16 protein-coding genes are annotated in these 14,999 nt (G+C 71.6%); 10 read left to right on the top strand and 6 right to left on the bottom strand.

The features are described from left to right. Nucleotides 1-41: 41 nt before the first annotated feature. Nucleotides 42-899, bottom strand: a complete 858-nt coding sequence (locus ACSTA4_RS29240) for an ABC transporter permease (protein ID WP_444961885.1) — start codon at nucleotides 897-899, stop codon at nucleotides 42-44. Nucleotides 900-948: 49 nt separating this feature from the next. Next, the gene (locus ACSTA4_RS29235) at nucleotides 949-1,551 is read right to left on the bottom strand and encodes a GNAT family N-acetyltransferase (protein ID WP_444961884.1); all 603 of its coding nucleotides are present in this window, start codon (nucleotides 1,549-1,551) and stop codon (nucleotides 949-951) included. A 314-nt stretch (nucleotides 1,552-1,865) separates the two neighbouring features. Between ACSTA4_RS29235 and ACSTA4_RS29230 the strand changes: the two genes are divergently transcribed. From ACSTA4_RS29230 to ACSTA4_RS29210, 5 genes are all read left to right on the top strand, one after another. Next, on the top strand, nucleotides 1,866-1,988 hold the full coding sequence (locus ACSTA4_RS29230) for a hypothetical protein (RefSeq protein ID WP_013155730.1): 123 nt from the start codon (nucleotides 1,866-1,868) through the stop codon (nucleotides 1,986-1,988). Between the two features lie 160 nt (nucleotides 1,989-2,148). After that, nucleotides 2,149-2,271, top strand: a complete 123-nt coding sequence (locus ACSTA4_RS29225; RefSeq protein WP_444961883.1) for a SapB/AmfS family lantipeptide — start codon at nucleotides 2,149-2,151, stop codon at nucleotides 2,269-2,271. Nucleotides 2,272-2,552: 281 nt separating this feature from the next. Beyond that, complete coding sequence (locus ACSTA4_RS29220; protein WP_444961882.1) at nucleotides 2,553-3,110, top strand: N-acetyltransferase; 558 nt, start codon at nucleotides 2,553-2,555, stop codon at nucleotides 3,108-3,110. 73 nt (nucleotides 3,111-3,183) lie between these two features. Next, nucleotides 3,184-4,188 carry an ATP-binding cassette domain-containing protein gene (locus tag ACSTA4_RS29215; protein WP_444961881.1) on the top strand — a complete coding sequence of 335 codons (1,005 nt, stop codon included), beginning with the start codon at nucleotides 3,184-3,186 and terminating at the stop codon, nucleotides 4,186-4,188. Nucleotides 4,189-4,209: 21 nt separating this feature from the next. After that, on the top strand, nucleotides 4,210-4,974 hold the full coding sequence (locus ACSTA4_RS29210; protein WP_444961880.1) for a DUF4429 domain-containing protein: 765 nt from the start codon (nucleotides 4,210-4,212) through the stop codon (nucleotides 4,972-4,974). 6 nt (nucleotides 4,975-4,980) lie between these two features. Here ACSTA4_RS29210 and ACSTA4_RS29205 read toward each other — a convergent pair whose 3' ends face one another. From ACSTA4_RS29205 to ACSTA4_RS29195, 3 genes are all read right to left on the bottom strand, one after another. After that, a complete protein-coding gene (locus tag ACSTA4_RS29205; RefSeq protein WP_444961879.1) occupies nucleotides 4,981-5,706 on the bottom strand; it encodes a class I SAM-dependent DNA methyltransferase in 726 nt (241 codons plus the stop codon). Nucleotides 5,707-6,086: 380 nt separating this feature from the next. Beyond that, nucleotides 6,087-8,606 (bottom strand): class III lanthionine synthetase LanKC, encoded by a 2,520-nt coding sequence (gene lanKC / locus ACSTA4_RS29200; RefSeq protein ID WP_444961878.1) that lies wholly within the window; start codon nucleotides 8,604-8,606, stop codon nucleotides 6,087-6,089. 62 nt (nucleotides 8,607-8,668) lie between these two features. Then, nucleotides 8,669-9,250 (bottom strand): GNAT family N-acetyltransferase, encoded by a 582-nt coding sequence (locus ACSTA4_RS29195; RefSeq protein WP_444961877.1) that lies wholly within the window; start codon nucleotides 9,248-9,250, stop codon nucleotides 8,669-8,671. 180 nt (nucleotides 9,251-9,430) lie between these two features. On the opposite strand from ACSTA4_RS29195, the gene ACSTA4_RS29190 reads away from it, so the two are divergent. The 3 genes from ACSTA4_RS29190 to ACSTA4_RS29180 all read left to right on the top strand — a co-directional run bounded on the left by ACSTA4_RS29190 (nucleotide 9,431) and on the right by ACSTA4_RS29180 (nucleotide 11,463). Continuing rightward, nucleotides 9,431-9,529: a hypothetical protein gene (locus ACSTA4_RS29190; RefSeq protein WP_013155722.1), complete on the top strand. Its 99-nt coding sequence runs from the start codon at nucleotides 9,431-9,433 to the stop codon at nucleotides 9,527-9,529. Nucleotides 9,530-9,617: 88 nt separating this feature from the next. Continuing rightward, the gene (locus tag ACSTA4_RS29185) at nucleotides 9,618-10,169 is read left to right on the top strand and encodes an N-acetyltransferase (RefSeq protein WP_444961876.1); all 552 of its coding nucleotides are present in this window, start codon (nucleotides 9,618-9,620) and stop codon (nucleotides 10,167-10,169) included. A 43-nt stretch (nucleotides 10,170-10,212) separates the two neighbouring features. Further along, the gene (locus ACSTA4_RS29180; protein ID WP_444961875.1) at nucleotides 10,213-11,463 is read left to right on the top strand and encodes an activator-dependent family glycosyltransferase; all 1,251 of its coding nucleotides are present in this window, start codon (nucleotides 10,213-10,215) and stop codon (nucleotides 11,461-11,463) included. 22 nt (nucleotides 11,464-11,485) lie between these two features. Here ACSTA4_RS29180 and ACSTA4_RS29175 read toward each other — a convergent pair whose 3' ends face one another. After that, nucleotides 11,486-12,694 (bottom strand): nucleotide disphospho-sugar-binding domain-containing protein, encoded by a 1,209-nt coding sequence (locus ACSTA4_RS29175; RefSeq protein WP_444961874.1) that lies wholly within the window; start codon nucleotides 12,692-12,694, stop codon nucleotides 11,486-11,488. Between the two features lie 334 nt (nucleotides 12,695-13,028). On the opposite strand from ACSTA4_RS29175, the gene rfbA reads away from it, so the two are divergent. Both rfbA and rfbB read left to right on the top strand, forming a co-directional pair. Next, nucleotides 13,029-13,925: a glucose-1-phosphate thymidylyltransferase RfbA gene (rfbA, locus tag ACSTA4_RS29170; RefSeq protein WP_444961873.1), complete on the top strand. Its 897-nt coding sequence runs from the start codon at nucleotides 13,029-13,031 to the stop codon at nucleotides 13,923-13,925. Next, nucleotides 13,922-14,914 (top strand): dTDP-glucose 4,6-dehydratase, encoded by a 993-nt coding sequence (gene rfbB, locus ACSTA4_RS29165; RefSeq protein WP_358418941.1) that lies wholly within the window; start codon nucleotides 13,922-13,924, stop codon nucleotides 14,912-14,914. The genes rfbA and rfbB overlap by 4 nt, the downstream gene beginning before the upstream one ends. The last annotated feature ends 85 nt before the right edge of the window (nucleotides 14,915-14,999 follow it).

Raw genomic sequence — 14,999 nt, 5'->3', positions numbered from 1 at the left:
CGCCGCCCCGCGCCCCGGTCCCGCCGGGACCGGGGCGCCCGCTACTCGGAGTCGCCGAACCTGACCACCGTCAGCCAGACCAGCAGGGCGCCCACGCCCGCCACGAGGGCGACCTCGGCCGCCCAGGGGATCTGCCAGCCGAACCAGGTGATGCCGGGGTTGAACAGCGCCTCGGTCTCCGGTGAGGTGTCCAGGTGGGCGAAGACCGCCTGGCGCATGGGGTCGACGACGTAGGTGACGGGGTTGACCAGTGTGATCGCGGTGAGCCAGGAGGGGAGGTTCCCGATGGGGAACATGGCGCCCGACAGCAGGACCAGGGGTGAGATGACCAGCTGGGCCATCCCCATGAACGCCTCGCTGCCCCGGACCGAGATCGCGATGAGGACGCCCACCGCCGACGCCGTCAGCGCCACCAGGAAGGTGAGCCCGAACAGGGTCAGCATCAGCCCCGGCGCGTAGGGCACCCCCGCGAGGCCGGCCACCGCCAGGATGATGCTGGCCTGGAGGGTGGCCAGGACCGCGCCCGAGAGGATCTTGCCCAGGATCAGCGCGGAGCGCTTGGCCGGGGCGACGAGCATTCCGCGCAGGAAGCCGACCTCGCGGTCGGTGACGATGGTCGCCGCGGCGGACACCGCCGTCCCCATGACGGTCATGACGACCACGCCCGGGAACATCACGGCGGTCAGCGGGAGGTCGTCCTCGCCCCTCGGGATGAGGGAGCCGAAGCCCACCCCGATGACGAACAGCCACATCACCGACTGGAGCAGCATCGCCACGCCCCGGCTGACGTCGTGGACGAAGCGGAAGAGGTCGCGCTTGAGCACGACCCGGACCGTGCGCAGGTCGTGGCCGAGCCCGAAGGGCGAGGTGGGGAGCGGGCGCCGTCGCGTGGCCGTCATCTGGTCCTTGTCCTTGCTCGTGGTGGTGGGGGGCCGGTCCGGGCGCCCGTCACTCGGTCCAGACCGGCGCGGAGCCGATCCCCACCGGGCCGCCCTCCCGCCGCGACCGGCCCCCGGTGATGCGCGCGAGGAGCCGGGCCCCCGTCTGGAGCCAGTGCTCCCGGGAGACCGAGTAGTAGTGCAGGTCCCACAGCCGTCCCCGGAAGTAGACGTGGCCGGGGAGCGTCGCCTCCCTGGGCGTGGCGAACAGCGCCGAACCGAAGTGCATGAGGCTCGCGTCCGTGGTCAGCGCGTACACCTTCCTGATGTCGTCCCAGCGCGCGAACGCGTAGTTGACGAGGAGCATCATGGATTCGGCGCCGACGCCCGCGGCGAGTCCGTCCGGGTCCATGAAGATGCCGATCTTCACGTGTCCGGCCGGGCTGCGCTCGCGGACCGAGGCGAACCCCAGGACCTCGCCGCTTCCGGCGGCCTCGATCTGGAGCACGGTGACGTCCGAACCGTCCAGCGCCCTGAAGGACGACGCGAAGCTGTCCCGGGCCGGGAGCGTCTCGATCCCGAGCCTCAGCAGCAGTTGGTACAGCCCGAGGACGTTGTCCTCCCCGATGGGGCGGAACCGGACACGGGGGGTTTCGAGGTGGAGGGAGATCATCGCCGACTGCCCTGGCCTTTCCGTGGGACCGTCGGGCGTGGCAGCCCGGGGGAGAGGCCATCCTTGCACGCGCCCTCGGTTATGGGAGCGCTCCCATAGCGCGGCCTGCGCGGAAGGGCGGAGAAAGCACCCCGAACGTCCTCGCGTGAAAGTCCGCGAAAGGGCGTCGCGTGTCGGGGAAGGGTCCGAGGGCCCCGCGCGTAAACGTCCCGCCGGCGGGACGTGCGGTTCCACGCCTTTCCCTTGCGCCCCTGGAAACCCTTGTCTAGGTTCTGGCGCGTCCTGTCGGAAACGCATCCGAGAAAGGCGGAAACATGATCATTTCCGATGTCCTCTCCCTCCAGTCCCTGGGTGTGCGGTTGGAGGCGGAGGCCCTCCTCAACAGCGGTCTGAGCTATGTCGGCTGCAGCGGCGACGTCATCGTCAGGCCCGCCTGAGGCCCGGCGCGCCACGCGGAAGGGGTTCTGCCGATGATCCCACCAAAGGAGGACGGGAGCTGTCCGGGCGGGCGAGGGAACCTCTCTTGTGGGCGGTCCCGAGTTCTTCTATGTTCCTTTCGTGCCGGCACTCCCGTCCATTCTCTTCCGAGGAGGGAACATGACCCTTTCCGACGTTCTCGATTTGCAGAGTTTCGAGATCGCTGTCGACGAGAGCACCATGCTGAACAGCGGCCTCAGCCTCGTCGGATGCAGCGGTGACGTGATCGTCCGCCCCGCCTAGGCAGTGTTTTTCTGGACCTCCGCTCCGCTTCGGTCCGTGTTCGGGCGCCCGGAGAACGGGAACCTTCGGCGCCTACGACGGGTTCGCTCGTTCCTCACGAACCCGTCTCCGGCCCCTCCAGAACCCCGTGGGCGCCCGAACCGACCCCCACAAGCTGAGACCGGTTCAAAAAACAGACCCTAGGCCCCCTGATGGGAGTGCCGCGGAGGCGTCCTGCTCCGCGGCGCTCCCCCCGACGTCCGGCCGGGCGCGACGGCCCGGCCCGCGAGAGGTCGTGTCCGATGATCTTCCCCCACACCGGCTCCGCCGACGCGGTGCTCGACCCCACCGACACCAGGAGGGGCGGCGGGGTGTACGACGAACTCGTCGGGCACGGCGTGGCCGGAGTGCCCGGACGCGAGGTGTTCGAGGCCCTGTGGCCGGGCGCGTACGACCAGGTCGGCGCGCAGTTCCTCGTGCGCGTCCCGGGCTCCGGGCGGGTCGCGGGCTACGCCTCCCTGCACGGGTTCAACTTCCAGGCGCGCCACGGCTGCTGCTCCCTGGCGGCGGACGAGGCGGTCCTGGGGCCGCGGGGCGCCACCGACGCCCACGCGCTCACCGTCAACTACGCGTTCTCCATGTGGAACCTCAGGAAGCTCTACCTGTGGACCCTGGAGGAGGACCCCTCCGCGTTGCGCCGCACCGGGGCCGAGGTCCGGCTGGAGGGCTCCCTGCCCGAGTACGTGCTCGTCGGGGGCACACTGCGTACGGCCCGCGTCTTCGCGGTCTACCGGGACGCGTGGGAGCGGACCGGGACCGGCTTCGTCGACGGGCGCGTCGGCCGGGCGGACCCCGCGTGAGGGTTCCGGCCCGCGGGGCCGGGGCGCCCGCGTCCGCGCGCCCGACACGGGGCGCCCTACGTACGGAGGACTGTTGGAGAACACGTCGGTGAACGGCTCCGGCCCGCGGGCCATGGTCCGCGCGCGCGGACTGACCAAGCGCTTCGGCGAGGTCGAGGCCGTCAGGGGGGTGGACCTGGACGTGGCCCCAGGGGAGCTGTTCGGTCTACTCGGGCCCAACGGAGCGGGCAAGTCCACGCTGATCGGCATGCTCTCGACCCTGGTCACACCGACCTCCGGGACGGGCTCGATCGCGGGTTTCGACATCGTCCGGGAACGGCCCGACGTGCGCCGCAGCATCGGCCTGGTGTTCCAGGAGCAGACCCTCGACCGCTACCTGACGGGCTGGTACAACCTCAGGTTCCACGCGGAGATCTACGGGGTGCCCCCGGGGGAGGTCGACGAGAGGGTCTCCCGGGCACTGCGGGACGTGGGCCTGTGGGAGGAGCGGGAGAGGCTCGCGGGTACCTACTCCGGCGGTATGCGGCGACGGCTGGAGATCGCCAGGGGGCTGCTGCACGGTCCGCGCCTGCTGTTCCTGGACGAGCCGACCGCCGGGCTCGACCCCCGCTCCAGGGAGGCCATCTGGGACCGGGTCAGGGAGCTCAACGAGCGCGAGGGCGTCACCGTGCTCATGACCACGCACTACCTGGAGGAGGCGGAGAACTGCGGCCGCATCGCCATCATCGACGGCGGTGGGATCGTCACGGTCGGCAGCCCCGCCGAACTCAAGGCGGGGATCGGGCGGGACCGCGTGGAGATCGTCGCGCGCGACCCCGGGGCGCTCTGCGAGCGGCTCCGGCCGATCCTGGACACGGCCCCGGTGGTCGAGGGCGACACCGTCTGGTTCACGGTGGCCGACGGGCGCCGGTTCGTCCCCCGCCTGTTCGCCGAGACGGACACCGAGATCACGTCGGTTCAGGTCAGGTCGCCCTCGTTGGACGACGTCTTCCTCGCCCACACCGGCCGGGGCATCAACACCCCCGCCGAGGAGCGCGGCGAGGGGGCCGCGCCCTCCGTCGAAGGGGCCGGGCGGTGACCTCTCCCCTACGATGACGGCATGGCTGAGGTAAGCGCGCGCGACGGCTCGTGGTCCTTCGACGGCGCGGCCGTGTGGATCACCCCGGGCCGCAGGTCCCACCAGCTGCGCCGTGCCCTGGGCGTGGTCTCGCTGCCGCTGCCCGCGCTGGCGGGCGTCGTCCTCGAACCCCGGCGCGGAGGCGGGACCCTGCGGGCGCACCTCCGCCCGGGCGCTGACCCCTTCACCGAGGTCACCCGGGGCCTGCTGGCCCGCAGGGGTGACCCGTACCAGCTCAGGGTCGGCCGCTCCCGTGTCCTGGTGGCCGAGTACTTCGCGGAGACCGTCACCGAGGAGCTCGCCGCCCTGCCCTCCGAGGGCGCCCCGGACCGGTACCTGGTCGGGGCCCCCGGGGCTCCGGTGCGCTCCGAGGCGGGTGACGCGTCCGTCGTCTTCGACGGGACCCACGTCTACATCAGGCCCAACTGGAAGGCGGAGGCGGCCAAACGCGCGGCGGGCCCCCAGCAGCTCGCGCTGGAGGACATCGCCGAGGTGCGGTGGACCTCCGTGGCGGGCGGCCACGACGGCAGCCTGAGGTTCGTGACGGCGGACGGCCGCGGCGACCGCACCGAGCCCCGGTACGACCCCTTCTCCGTCCACTGGAGCCAGTGGGGCCGCGACTACGAGGGCGGGACCACGGCCGCGGTGGCCACGGCCGTGGCCGCGCGGCTCCCCCACCCGTCGGCGCGGCGGGGGGAGCTCGGAGGCTCCGTCCGGCGCGCGCTGCCGGAGGGGGAGGAGCGCTGAGCCGGATCAGCCGTCGCGGCGCCGGGCCACCCACAGTCCGTGCGCGAACGGCTCGGTCCTCAGGTGCTCGGCCTCGCACCCGGCCCGTTCGAAGGCCGCCGCGTACTGCTCCGGGGTGAACAGGGACATCTCCGTCGACTCGGTGGCGTGGCGCAGCCCCTCCGCGGGGTCGGCCACGGCGTAGTGCACGACGATCGACATCCGGTCGCGCCGCCCGGGCACGGAGGCGGAGTGGGACAGGCGCATGATCGTGCGGTCGCCGTCCTCCACCACGTCCCGTGAGACGTAACCGGGCGTGAAACCGTCCGGGCCGATCCAGGGTTCCAGGAGGAGGAGCCCTCCCGGGTTCAGGTGGTCCGCGAGCGACCGGACCACGGCGTCCAGCTCCGCCTCCGACTCCAGGTGCGGGACGGCGAACAGGTAGGTGATGGCGTCGAAACGCGCCTCCAGCGCCGTCTCCCGCAGGTCCGAGCACCAGGTCCGCAGGCCCGGGACGCGCGCCCGGGCCAGCGCCAGCATCTCCCGCGACCCGTCCAGGCCCGCCACCTCGTCGAAGCGCTCCGCGAACGCGCGCAGGTGCAGGCCCGTCCCGCACGCCACGTCCAGCAGCGAGGCGGAGTCGGGCCGCCGCTCCCGGACGATCTCGCCGATCCGGTCGGCCTCGGCGGCGTAGTCCTTGCCCCGGTGGATCATCACCGCGTCGTAGACGGCGGCGTAGTAGGTGTCGTACATCCGATCGGTCCTTCGTCCATGGTCGGCGGGCCCGGGGCGTACGCCGTCCCGGCCGCGTTCCGTCCGGTCCGGTTCCGCAGCCCTAGGGTCTGTTTTTTGAACCGGTCTCAGTTGTGGGGGTCGGTTCGGGCGCCCACGGGGTTCTGGAGGTGGCGGAGGCGGGTTCCCGTGGGGGGACTGCGCCGTAGGCGTCGGTTGAGGGTGGTGGTGGGCGACGGGTGGGCACGAGCGAACCCGCCGTAGGCGCCGCTGTGCCTGCTTCAACCCGATTCCCGTTCTCCGGGCGCCCGAACACAAGCAGGACCGCGCCGTAGGCGTCCGTTGAGGGTGGTGGCGGGCGACGGGTGGGACGAAGCGGAGCGGAGGTCCAAAAACACTGCCTACGTGGCCTCGGAGAAGAAGGGGAGGAACGGTCGGCCGCCCCCTTCGGCGGCGGCCAGGGCGAGGAGTACGCCCGCTCCGCCCGTGGCCAGGTCCATCGACAGCCGCGGCACCCGGCCGCCGTGGAAGGCGGTCCGCCCCCGGAAGGGCAGGGCGTACCACTCCAGTTCGGCGACCCGGGAGCGCAGCGCCTCGGGCGCTCCGCCCAGACGGGCCAGCGCCGCCACCTGGCCCGCCTTGCCGTGGAACAGGTCCGCCTGGGCGTACAGCAGGGTGTGGCATGAACGGGTCAGCGCGGGGAGGCTCTCGGCGCAGCGCCCGTCCTCGCGATGCGCCAGGAGCTCCTTGACGACCAGGGCGACGCCCAGCCCCCCGGCGTCGATGTTGGGCAGGGCCCGCGCCCCGCGGTCGCGTACCAGCAGGGTGCCGTCGGGGGCGGAGACGCACTGGTCCAGGTCCAGGTGCAGGGCCTGCGCCGCCGTGTCGAGCCACAGGCCGTCCCCCGTCGCCCGGTACAGGTTCAGCACGGCCAGGGCAACGCCGCTCCATCCCCGCATGAGCCCCGCGCGTCCGGGCCTCGGGGGCTCCGTGGCCGCCTCCGCCTCCGCGACCGCCTCCGAGAGCCGCCCGCCCAGGGCGAGGGCGCGGGTCATGCGCGCGTCGTCCGCGCCGCCCCGGGAGAGGTGGACGAGCGCGGCGCACACGCCCGCCGTGCCGGAGAAGAGGGAGATCCCGCCGCACTCCTCCCCGGCGTGGCGCTCCAGCAGTTCGTCGGCCTCGTCGTGGTGGCCGAGGTGGTCCAGGACGTAGGCCAGGCCGCTGACGCCGTCGTAGAAGCCCGGGCCGGGGGAGCGCAGCCGCCGCGCGGCGGAGAGCAGCCACTCCTCGTGCTCCGGGAAGCGTTCCCCGCCCGCGCGCTCCAGCGCCCACAGGACACCGGCCGCGCCGTGGGCCACTCCGTAGCCGCCGGAGAGGAACTGCTGGAGGTCCCCGGGGAACAGCCGGTCGGTCCGCTCCGGGGTCGCGGAGGCGGTGATGCCCGCCGCGACGGAGCCCAGGGACACGGGCGGGCGCCCGGGGGCCTCCTCCGGGCGCTCCGGGACCAGTTCGCGCTCGATCTCGTCGGCCCACTCGCGGGGGACGGGGTAGAGCTCGCGGAGCAGGTCCACCAGCTCCGCGGCCTTGTGCGGCGACAGGGCGGTGATCCGGGAGAAGGGCAGGAAGACCGACAGGCGGGTCGCTGCCAGGGCGTACCGGTCGACCGCGGTGCCGACCCGGTCGGCGCTGGCGAACCCGGGGGCTCCGAGCGGGGCCCGGTGCCCCTCCCTCTTCGCGTCGAAGGCCAGTTCGTAGTCGATCAGGCAGACCCCGTCGTCCTCGTCCACCAGCACGTTGTTGGCGTGCAGGTCCGCGAAGACCAGGCCGCGGTCGTGGACGGCGTCGAGCACCGCCTCCAGCCGGCCCAGGATGCGCAGGGCGCGCACGGTGAAGGCGGCGAGGGCGTCGGCGTCGGCGTACGCCTCGGTGACGCCGGGGTGGTGCACGGCGCACCAGGAGCCCAGGGTCCGGCCCTCCTTGTACTCCTGGACCAGGAAGCGGTGGCCGCCCAGGGTGAAGCTGTCCAGGAACCGGGGCACGCCGGGCACCCCGTCCAGACGCCGCAGGTTCTCCTCCTCCCGTGTCTGGCGGGAGACCGCGTCGCGCAGCTCGCGGTCGAGCCCGGCGTGGGGACGGGCCTCCTTGAGCACGACCCGGGTGCCGTCCTCCTCGCGGCGTCCCAGGTAGATCCCTCCGCCGTTGGAGAAGTGCAGGGCCCTGTCGACGAGGTAGGGCACGCGCTCCCCGGTCGAGCGGGCGTCGAGGTGCGGCTGGAGGAAGGACGGGAGGATCACCCAGGGAGGCGGGGTGAACGAGGGCAGCCGGCGGTCCGGAACCAGTGCTCCGTCGGGGTCGCGCAGTGCCGGGACCCGGGAACCGTGTTCGTCGAGGCACCACATCTGTCGGAAGGCGCCGTACCTGACGTGCAGGGGCCCCCGGTCCCACCGCAGGTCGCTCAGGACGTAGGGGCCCGGCTGCCCGCCCACGCGCGCGGAGAGCGCGTGCAGGGTCCTCTCCAGCTCCTCCTCGTCGCGGGGGTAGACGGTGAGCAGTTTGCCGCTGGAGGCCCGGGGGGCGTACTTGGTGTTGGCCGCGACCAGGATGTTCCTGTTCAACAGGTACTTGAACACCAGGCCGTGCTCCGTGCAGTGGTCCCACACCTCGCGGCAGATCGCGTCCGCGTTGTCCACGGTCGCCGAGACGTGGATCTTCCAGCCCTGCTCGGGCAGGTCCGGAGCCTCCGGGGAGACGACGTGCCACAGGCCGTCGCGCTCGCGCCGCCAACCCGGGGGCGGGTCCAGCCTCGTGACGGACAGGTCCGCCGGGGTCACGAGGGCGTTGGGGGAGTCGTCCGTGAGCCTGCTCGGCTCCTCGAAGAACAACGGGTCCGCGAGCGTGTACATCTCGACCAGGTCGAGCATGGGGGGCTTCCCTCCGGGATGGGCGGTGTGGCGGGTGCTGCGTCCGGCTCGCGGTCGGCGGCTCAGCCGCGGTCCGGTCCCTCGGACCGTCTCGAACGCGGTCCGCGCGCGATCCGGTCGAGGATGGGCGCCCCCTTGGCGGTCCAGGCACCGCGGGAGACCGAGTAGAAGTGCAGGTCCCACAGGCGGCCCTGGAAGTAGACGTGCCGGGGGAGGGACGCCTCCCGGGGTGTGCTGGCGAGCGCCGAGCCGAATTTCCCCAGACTCGCGTCCGTCGTCAGAACGTATACCTTCCGCAGGTAATCCCAGTGGGCGAAGGCGTAGTTGACGAGCATCATCATGGACTCGGCTCCCACACCCACGGGAAGGCGGTCCGTGCGCATGAAGATGCCCAGTTTCACGTGCCCCGCCGGATCGTGTTCACGAATCGACGCGAAACCGAGGACCTCGCCCGTACTGCGGAATTGGATCTCGAATACGTCGACGAAGCGCTTGGCCACCGAGTGGTAGGACTCGATGAAGGCGTCCCGTGACGGAAGGCTTTCCAGGCCCAGTTCCACGAGGAGGTCGTAGAGTTCTCCGACCTTCTCCGGGGCGATGGGACCGAACCTGATACGCGGGGTCTCCAGGTGCAGTGTGAGCATGGCGCCACACCCTAGTGTCCGCGCCTCGGCGCGGACCCCCTCCCGCCGCGCGGCGTCCCGCCGGCGGGACAGCCGCCGCCTCCGGGGCCCCGGTCCGGTCTGTCTTCTTGTCGAGCCGGAGGAATTGTCCTAGGTTCTGTCCCGCCAGTGTCGGCCCACGCGAAGGAAAGGAGGCCAGCCATGGTTCTCTCTGACGTCCTGTCCCTTCAGGAGATGGACACCGTCCTCGATGAAGCCGTTCTGCTGAACAGCGGTCTCAGCTACGTCGGTTGCAGCTGATTCCTCTGATGCGCTGTGGAGAAATCCATTCTTCACAGCGCTTTTCTCTGCCCCGTTCGGGGCGACGGGAGATGTGGTGCAGGAGATCGTGTTCCCGCATATCGTGACGCGCGCCGTCAGGTTCGCCTCCACGGCGGAGAGGTCGGGGGAGGCGGTCCACGACGAGCTCTCGCGGCACGGGCTGGGGGGCCTTCCCAGCAGGGACGTCTTCGCGTCCCTGTGGCCCAAGGAGTTCGAGGGCGTGGCCGCGCAGTTCCTCGCGGAGGAACCGGGGTCGGGAAGGGTCGGGGGCTACGCCTCCCTCCACTCCCTGAATCCGCTGGGGCGCTACGTCAAGTGCTCCGTGGCCGCGGACCCGGAGGTGCTGGGCCCCGAGGGCGTGGAGCACGCCCACGCCCTCGCCGTGAACTACGCCTTCGCGATGTGGAACATCCGCAAGGTCTACTTCTGGGTGGTCGACAGCGGGCTGCCCGCGCTGCGGGCGAGCGGCGTCGAGGTGCACCGGGAGGGGACGCTCTCCGAGTACGTGCTCGACGGCGAACGGCTGCGCTCGGTGCGGATCTTCGCCGTCTACCGGGAGGCGTGGGACGCGGCCGGGACCGGTTACGTCCGGGACGCCGCGGCCGGGAGGACGGCGTGAGCGCGGCCCCGCGGACGGGCTCCCTCCGGCGGGGGGCGCCGGGATGAGGGTGCTGTTCGCGACGCAGGCGGAGCGGACCCACTTCCTGGGGCTGGTGCCCCTGGCGTGGGCGCTGCGCGCCGCGGGCCACGAGGTCCGGGTGGCCAGCCAGCCCCACCTGGAGTCCGTCGCGGCGGGGGCGGGGCTGCCCTTCACCGCCGTGGGCCGCGACCACCACTTCGCCAGGATCAGCCGGGACGGCCGGGCGGACCGGCACCTGGACTTCGACATGGCCGAGGACCGGGACGAGGTCCTGACCTGGGACCACCTCCTCCAGGGCTACCGCGGGGTGGTCACCTGGTGGTGGCGGACGGTCAACGACCCCATGTTCGACGACCTGGTCGCCCTCTGCCGCCAGTGGCGCCCCGACCTGGTCGTGTGGGAGCCGTCCACCTACGCGGCCCCCGTCGCGGCCCGGGCGTGCGGGGCCTCCCACGTGCGCCACCTGTGGAGCGTGGACCTGTTCAGCAGGGTCCGCCGGACCTTCCTGGCGCGGATGGCCGAGCAGCCCGCCTCCGAGCGGCAGGACCCCCTGGCCGAATGGCTGGGGGCCCGAGCCGCCCGGCACGGCGTGGACTTCTCCGAGGCCCTGGTCCACGGCCAGGCCACCATCGAGCAGGTGCCCGCCCAGCTCAGGGTGGACACGCCCCCACACCTGGACTACCTGCCGGTGCGCTACGTGCCCTACAACGGACGCGCCGTCGTCCCCGACTGGCTGCGCACACCCCCCGACCGCCCCCGGATCGGCCTCAGTCTCGGCACGACGGCGGCGTTGCGCCTGGGCGGCTACACGGTCGACGTCGCGACCCTCCTGGAGGGTCTGGCCGACCTGGACGTGGAGGTCGTGGCCACCCTGCCCGCCAGCGAACAGGCCAAGCTCGGCACCGTTCCCGGAAACGCGCGCCTGGTCGAGTACGTGCCCCTGCACGCCCTGGCCCCCACCTGCGCCGCCATGGTCACCCACGGCGGCCCCGGCACCGTCCTGACCGGTCTGGCCCACGGAGTCCCCCAACTCCTGTCACCCAACGCCCGGATGTTCGACATCCCGGTCCTCGCGGGGCTGGTGGAGGGGGCCGGGGCGGGCAGGGTCGTGGACCCCGATCTCCTGGACGCCGAAACCGTCACCGAGGGCGTGCGGGCCCTCCTGGAGGACCCCCGCCACGCGAAGGCCGCCCACGCCCTGCGCGAGCGGATGGACGCCATGCCCACCCCAGCCGACCTCGCCCACACCCTCACCGGCCTCGCCCGCACCTGAGCACGGACCGCGGGAGGAGCACTCAGGCACCGCCGCCACGGGCCGCCGCGATGCGCTCCAGCTCCGGCACCACCTGGTCCGGGGCGGGCACGGCCAGGGCCTCGTCGCGCACCAGCCCGGCCGCCGCCCGTACCTCCCCGCTGTCCAGGAGCTCCGTGAGGAGGTCGTCCACGCCCCGGGTGAGGACCTCCTCCACCGCCAGTACGCGCGCGGCCCCGCGCTCCCGGAGCGCCCGCGAGAGCGGAGCGGCGTCGAACTGCTCGGTGTTGAGCACGACGAGCTGCGGCAGCCCCTCGACCACGGCGTTGCAGCACACGTCGAAGCCGCCTCCGTGGACGATCAGCGAGCCGGAGCCCATGAGCATGTGGGCCGCCCCCGAGTCGGTCACCACCACGTCCTCGGGCAGCGCGGGCAGGGAGTCCCGGCGGGAGGCGGGGGAGAGGACGACGGCCTCGGCGCCGATCTCGGCGCAGGCGTCGATGACGTCCACCAGGGCGGCGGCGCCCTCGGCCGTCCTGCTCCAGGACCCCCAGTCCACCAGGACGCGCCGCCGCTCGGACCCGGCCCGCGCCCACGGGGGCAGGACGGCGCTCCCGGCGTAGGGGACCGGGCGCACGCTCAGGTGGGTGCCCGTCCTCTCCAGTTCGCGCGACCGCAGCGCCTCCGGGAGCTGGTGGACGGAGAACTGGCCGAGGACGAGGTCCTCGGAGAACTCCACCCCGTACCGGGCGGCGCTCTCCTCCAGCCAGCTCCTGAGCGGGTCGGGTCCGGGCGTGGCGTCGGCGGCCCCCAGGTACAGGCGCCGCATGCGCGCGAAGAGGTCCACGCTCCACAGGAACCGCCCGTGCGCGGCGCCGCACGCCTCCGCGGCGATCGCCGCGGAGTAGGTGTTGGGCTCCCACAACACGAGGTCGGGGCGCCACTCGCGGCAGAAGGCGACCAGGTCCCGCTCCATCGGCTCGTTGACGAGCTTCCACCACCAGGTGACGTACTCCTCGTAGGCGTGGTGCAGTTTCTCCGGCACCAGCATCCGCGGCCGCTCCTCGGCCAGGTCGAAGATCGACTCGCCCTGCTGCTCGCGGGCGTGGGCCAGCACCTCGGCCAGGGTGTGGTCGCCGCCGACCGGGACCACGGTCAGGCCCGTCTCCGCCGCGGCGTCGGTCATGGAGGGCTGGGTGGCGATCCGGACCTCGTGCCCGGCGGCGCGCAGTGCCCACGCCGTCGGCACCATGCTAAAGAAATAAGCTTTGTCCGCGTAAGCCGCGACGACGATTCGCAACGTGTTCCCCACTTCCGAGATTTCGATGACCCGATGGCCCGAGGAGTGAAATCCGACACCGATCCTTGACAAGTCCGGCCCGCGGCATGTTCATTGCGGGTGCTGCACTCCGGGCTGTTCTCCTCTCCCGAGGCAGCGTGACGGTACTGTTGTGAGGATTCCTTCGGGAGAGGTTCGGAGAGCCTAGCACCGAGTGCCGGGTCCAGGCCGCTGACCAAAGCACCACGGCGCATCCGTGGTGTGCTTGCCCAGCAATATCGATGTTCGGCCACCGTTGGGAGTCACCATGAAAGGTATTGTGCTGGCAGGCGGTACTGGGAGCCGCCTATTCCCCACCACGCGAAGCGTCTCCAAGCACCTTTTCCCGGTTTATGACAAGCCGATGTTCTACTATCCGGTTTCCGTGCTCATGATGGCCGGTATCCGGGAGATCATGGTGATATCGAACGCAGAGAGCCTCCCCCTCATCCAGCAGGCCCTGGGTGACGGAAGCCATCTGGGAATAGAGATCGAATACGCGGTCCAGAAGGAGCCAAGGGGTATAGCCGAGGCGCTCCTCATCGGGAGGGAGCACATTCGCGGAACCCGCAGCGCCCTGGTGCTGGGCGACAACATATTCCACGGCGAAGGGTTTCCGGGCCTCCTCGGCAGGGCCGCCGCCTCCACTTCCGGCTGCACGCTGTTCGGGTGCAAGGTGGGCGACCCCCGGCATTACGCCGTGGCGGGCTTCGGCGAAAAGGGCAGGTTCACCTCCCTGGTGGAGAAGCCCTCCGAGCCGGAGTCGGACTACGCGGTGACCGGGCTTTATTTCTATGACCAGGACGTGGTAGACATCGCTGAGCGGATCGAGCCCTCCGGGCGCGGAGAGCTTGAGATAACCGATGTCAACCGCGCCTATCTGGAAATGGGAAGAGCCGAACTCGTGACCATGGGGAACGAGATAACGTGGCTCGACCTCGGCACGGAGGAATCCCTGCTGGAGGGAGGCCGGTACGTGTCCACCATGGCCCGGGAATCCGGAGTCCGAGTCGCCTGTCTTGAGGAGATCGCATTGCGCATGGGCTTCATCGGGGCCGATGAGTGCTATCGCCTCGGGGAGGAAATGCAGAATTCGCCCTACGGCGAGTACGTCATGGAGGCCGCCCGCCGGGCGGCCGGGGTATGGCAGGGTGCGGGCGTATGAAGATCCTGGTCACCGGTGGAGCCGGATTCATCGGTTCGAACTTCGTCAGGCGCGTGCTCGCAGGCGTTTATCCGCGCTTCGCGGACGCCGAGGTCGTGGTCCTGGACAAACTGACCTACGCGGGCACCACGGAGAGCCTCGCCTCCGTCGCCGACCACCCCCGGATGACGTTCGTCCAGGGGGACGTCTGCGACGAGCAGCTCGTCCGCGGCCTCATGCGCGGGGTCTCGACCGTGGTCCACTGCGCCGCCGAGACCCACGTCGACCGCTCCATCTCCGACGCGGGGTGCTTCGTGCGCACCAACGTCCTGGGCACGTTCCACCTGCTGGACAGCGCGCTCAACGAGGGCGTGGAGAACTTCGTCCTCGTCTCCACCGACGAGGTCTACGGAACCCTCAGCACGGGGTCCTGGGTCGAGACCGACCCCCTGGAGCCGAACTCCCCCTACTCGGCCTCCAAGAGCGCCTCGGACCTGCTGGCGCGGTCCTTCCACCGGACCTACGGGATGCGCGTCTGCGTCACCCGCTGCGCCAACAACTACGGGCCCTTCCAGTTCCCCGAGAAGATGATCCCCCTCTTCGTGACGAACCTCCTGGACGGCGTCCCGGTCCCCCTCTACGGGGACGGCGGCAACGTCCGGGAGTGGGTCCACGTGGACGACCACTGCGACGCCCTCGCCCTGGCGGCCGAGCACGGCGAGCCCGGGGAGGTCTACAACATCGGCGGCTCGGTCGGGAAGCGGAACCTGGAGGTCACCGAGGCGCTCCTGGAACTGCTCGGCCACGACGGCTCGATGGTCCGCTTCGTGGCCGACCGCAAGGGCCACGACCGCCGCTACTCCGTGGACGGCTCCAAGGCCGAGACCAGGCTCGGGTACCGACCCTCCGTCTCCTTCGAGGAGGGGCTGGCCCGCACCGTCGCCTGGTACACGGAGAACCGCGCTTGGTGGGAGCCGCTGAAGAAGCGCCTCCCCCAGCAGGACGACTGACGGGCCCCGCCCCGGGCCGCGTCCCGCCGGCGGGACACGGGCTCGCGGGCGCGCCCCATCCGCACAGCTCCCGGCCCGGTCCGGG

The sequence above is a fragment of the Nocardiopsis sp. M1B1 genome, assembly GCF_052466615.1.
The sequence above is the reverse complement of the archived record's forward strand: the minus strand, read 5'-3'. Positions and strand labels throughout refer to the sequence as shown.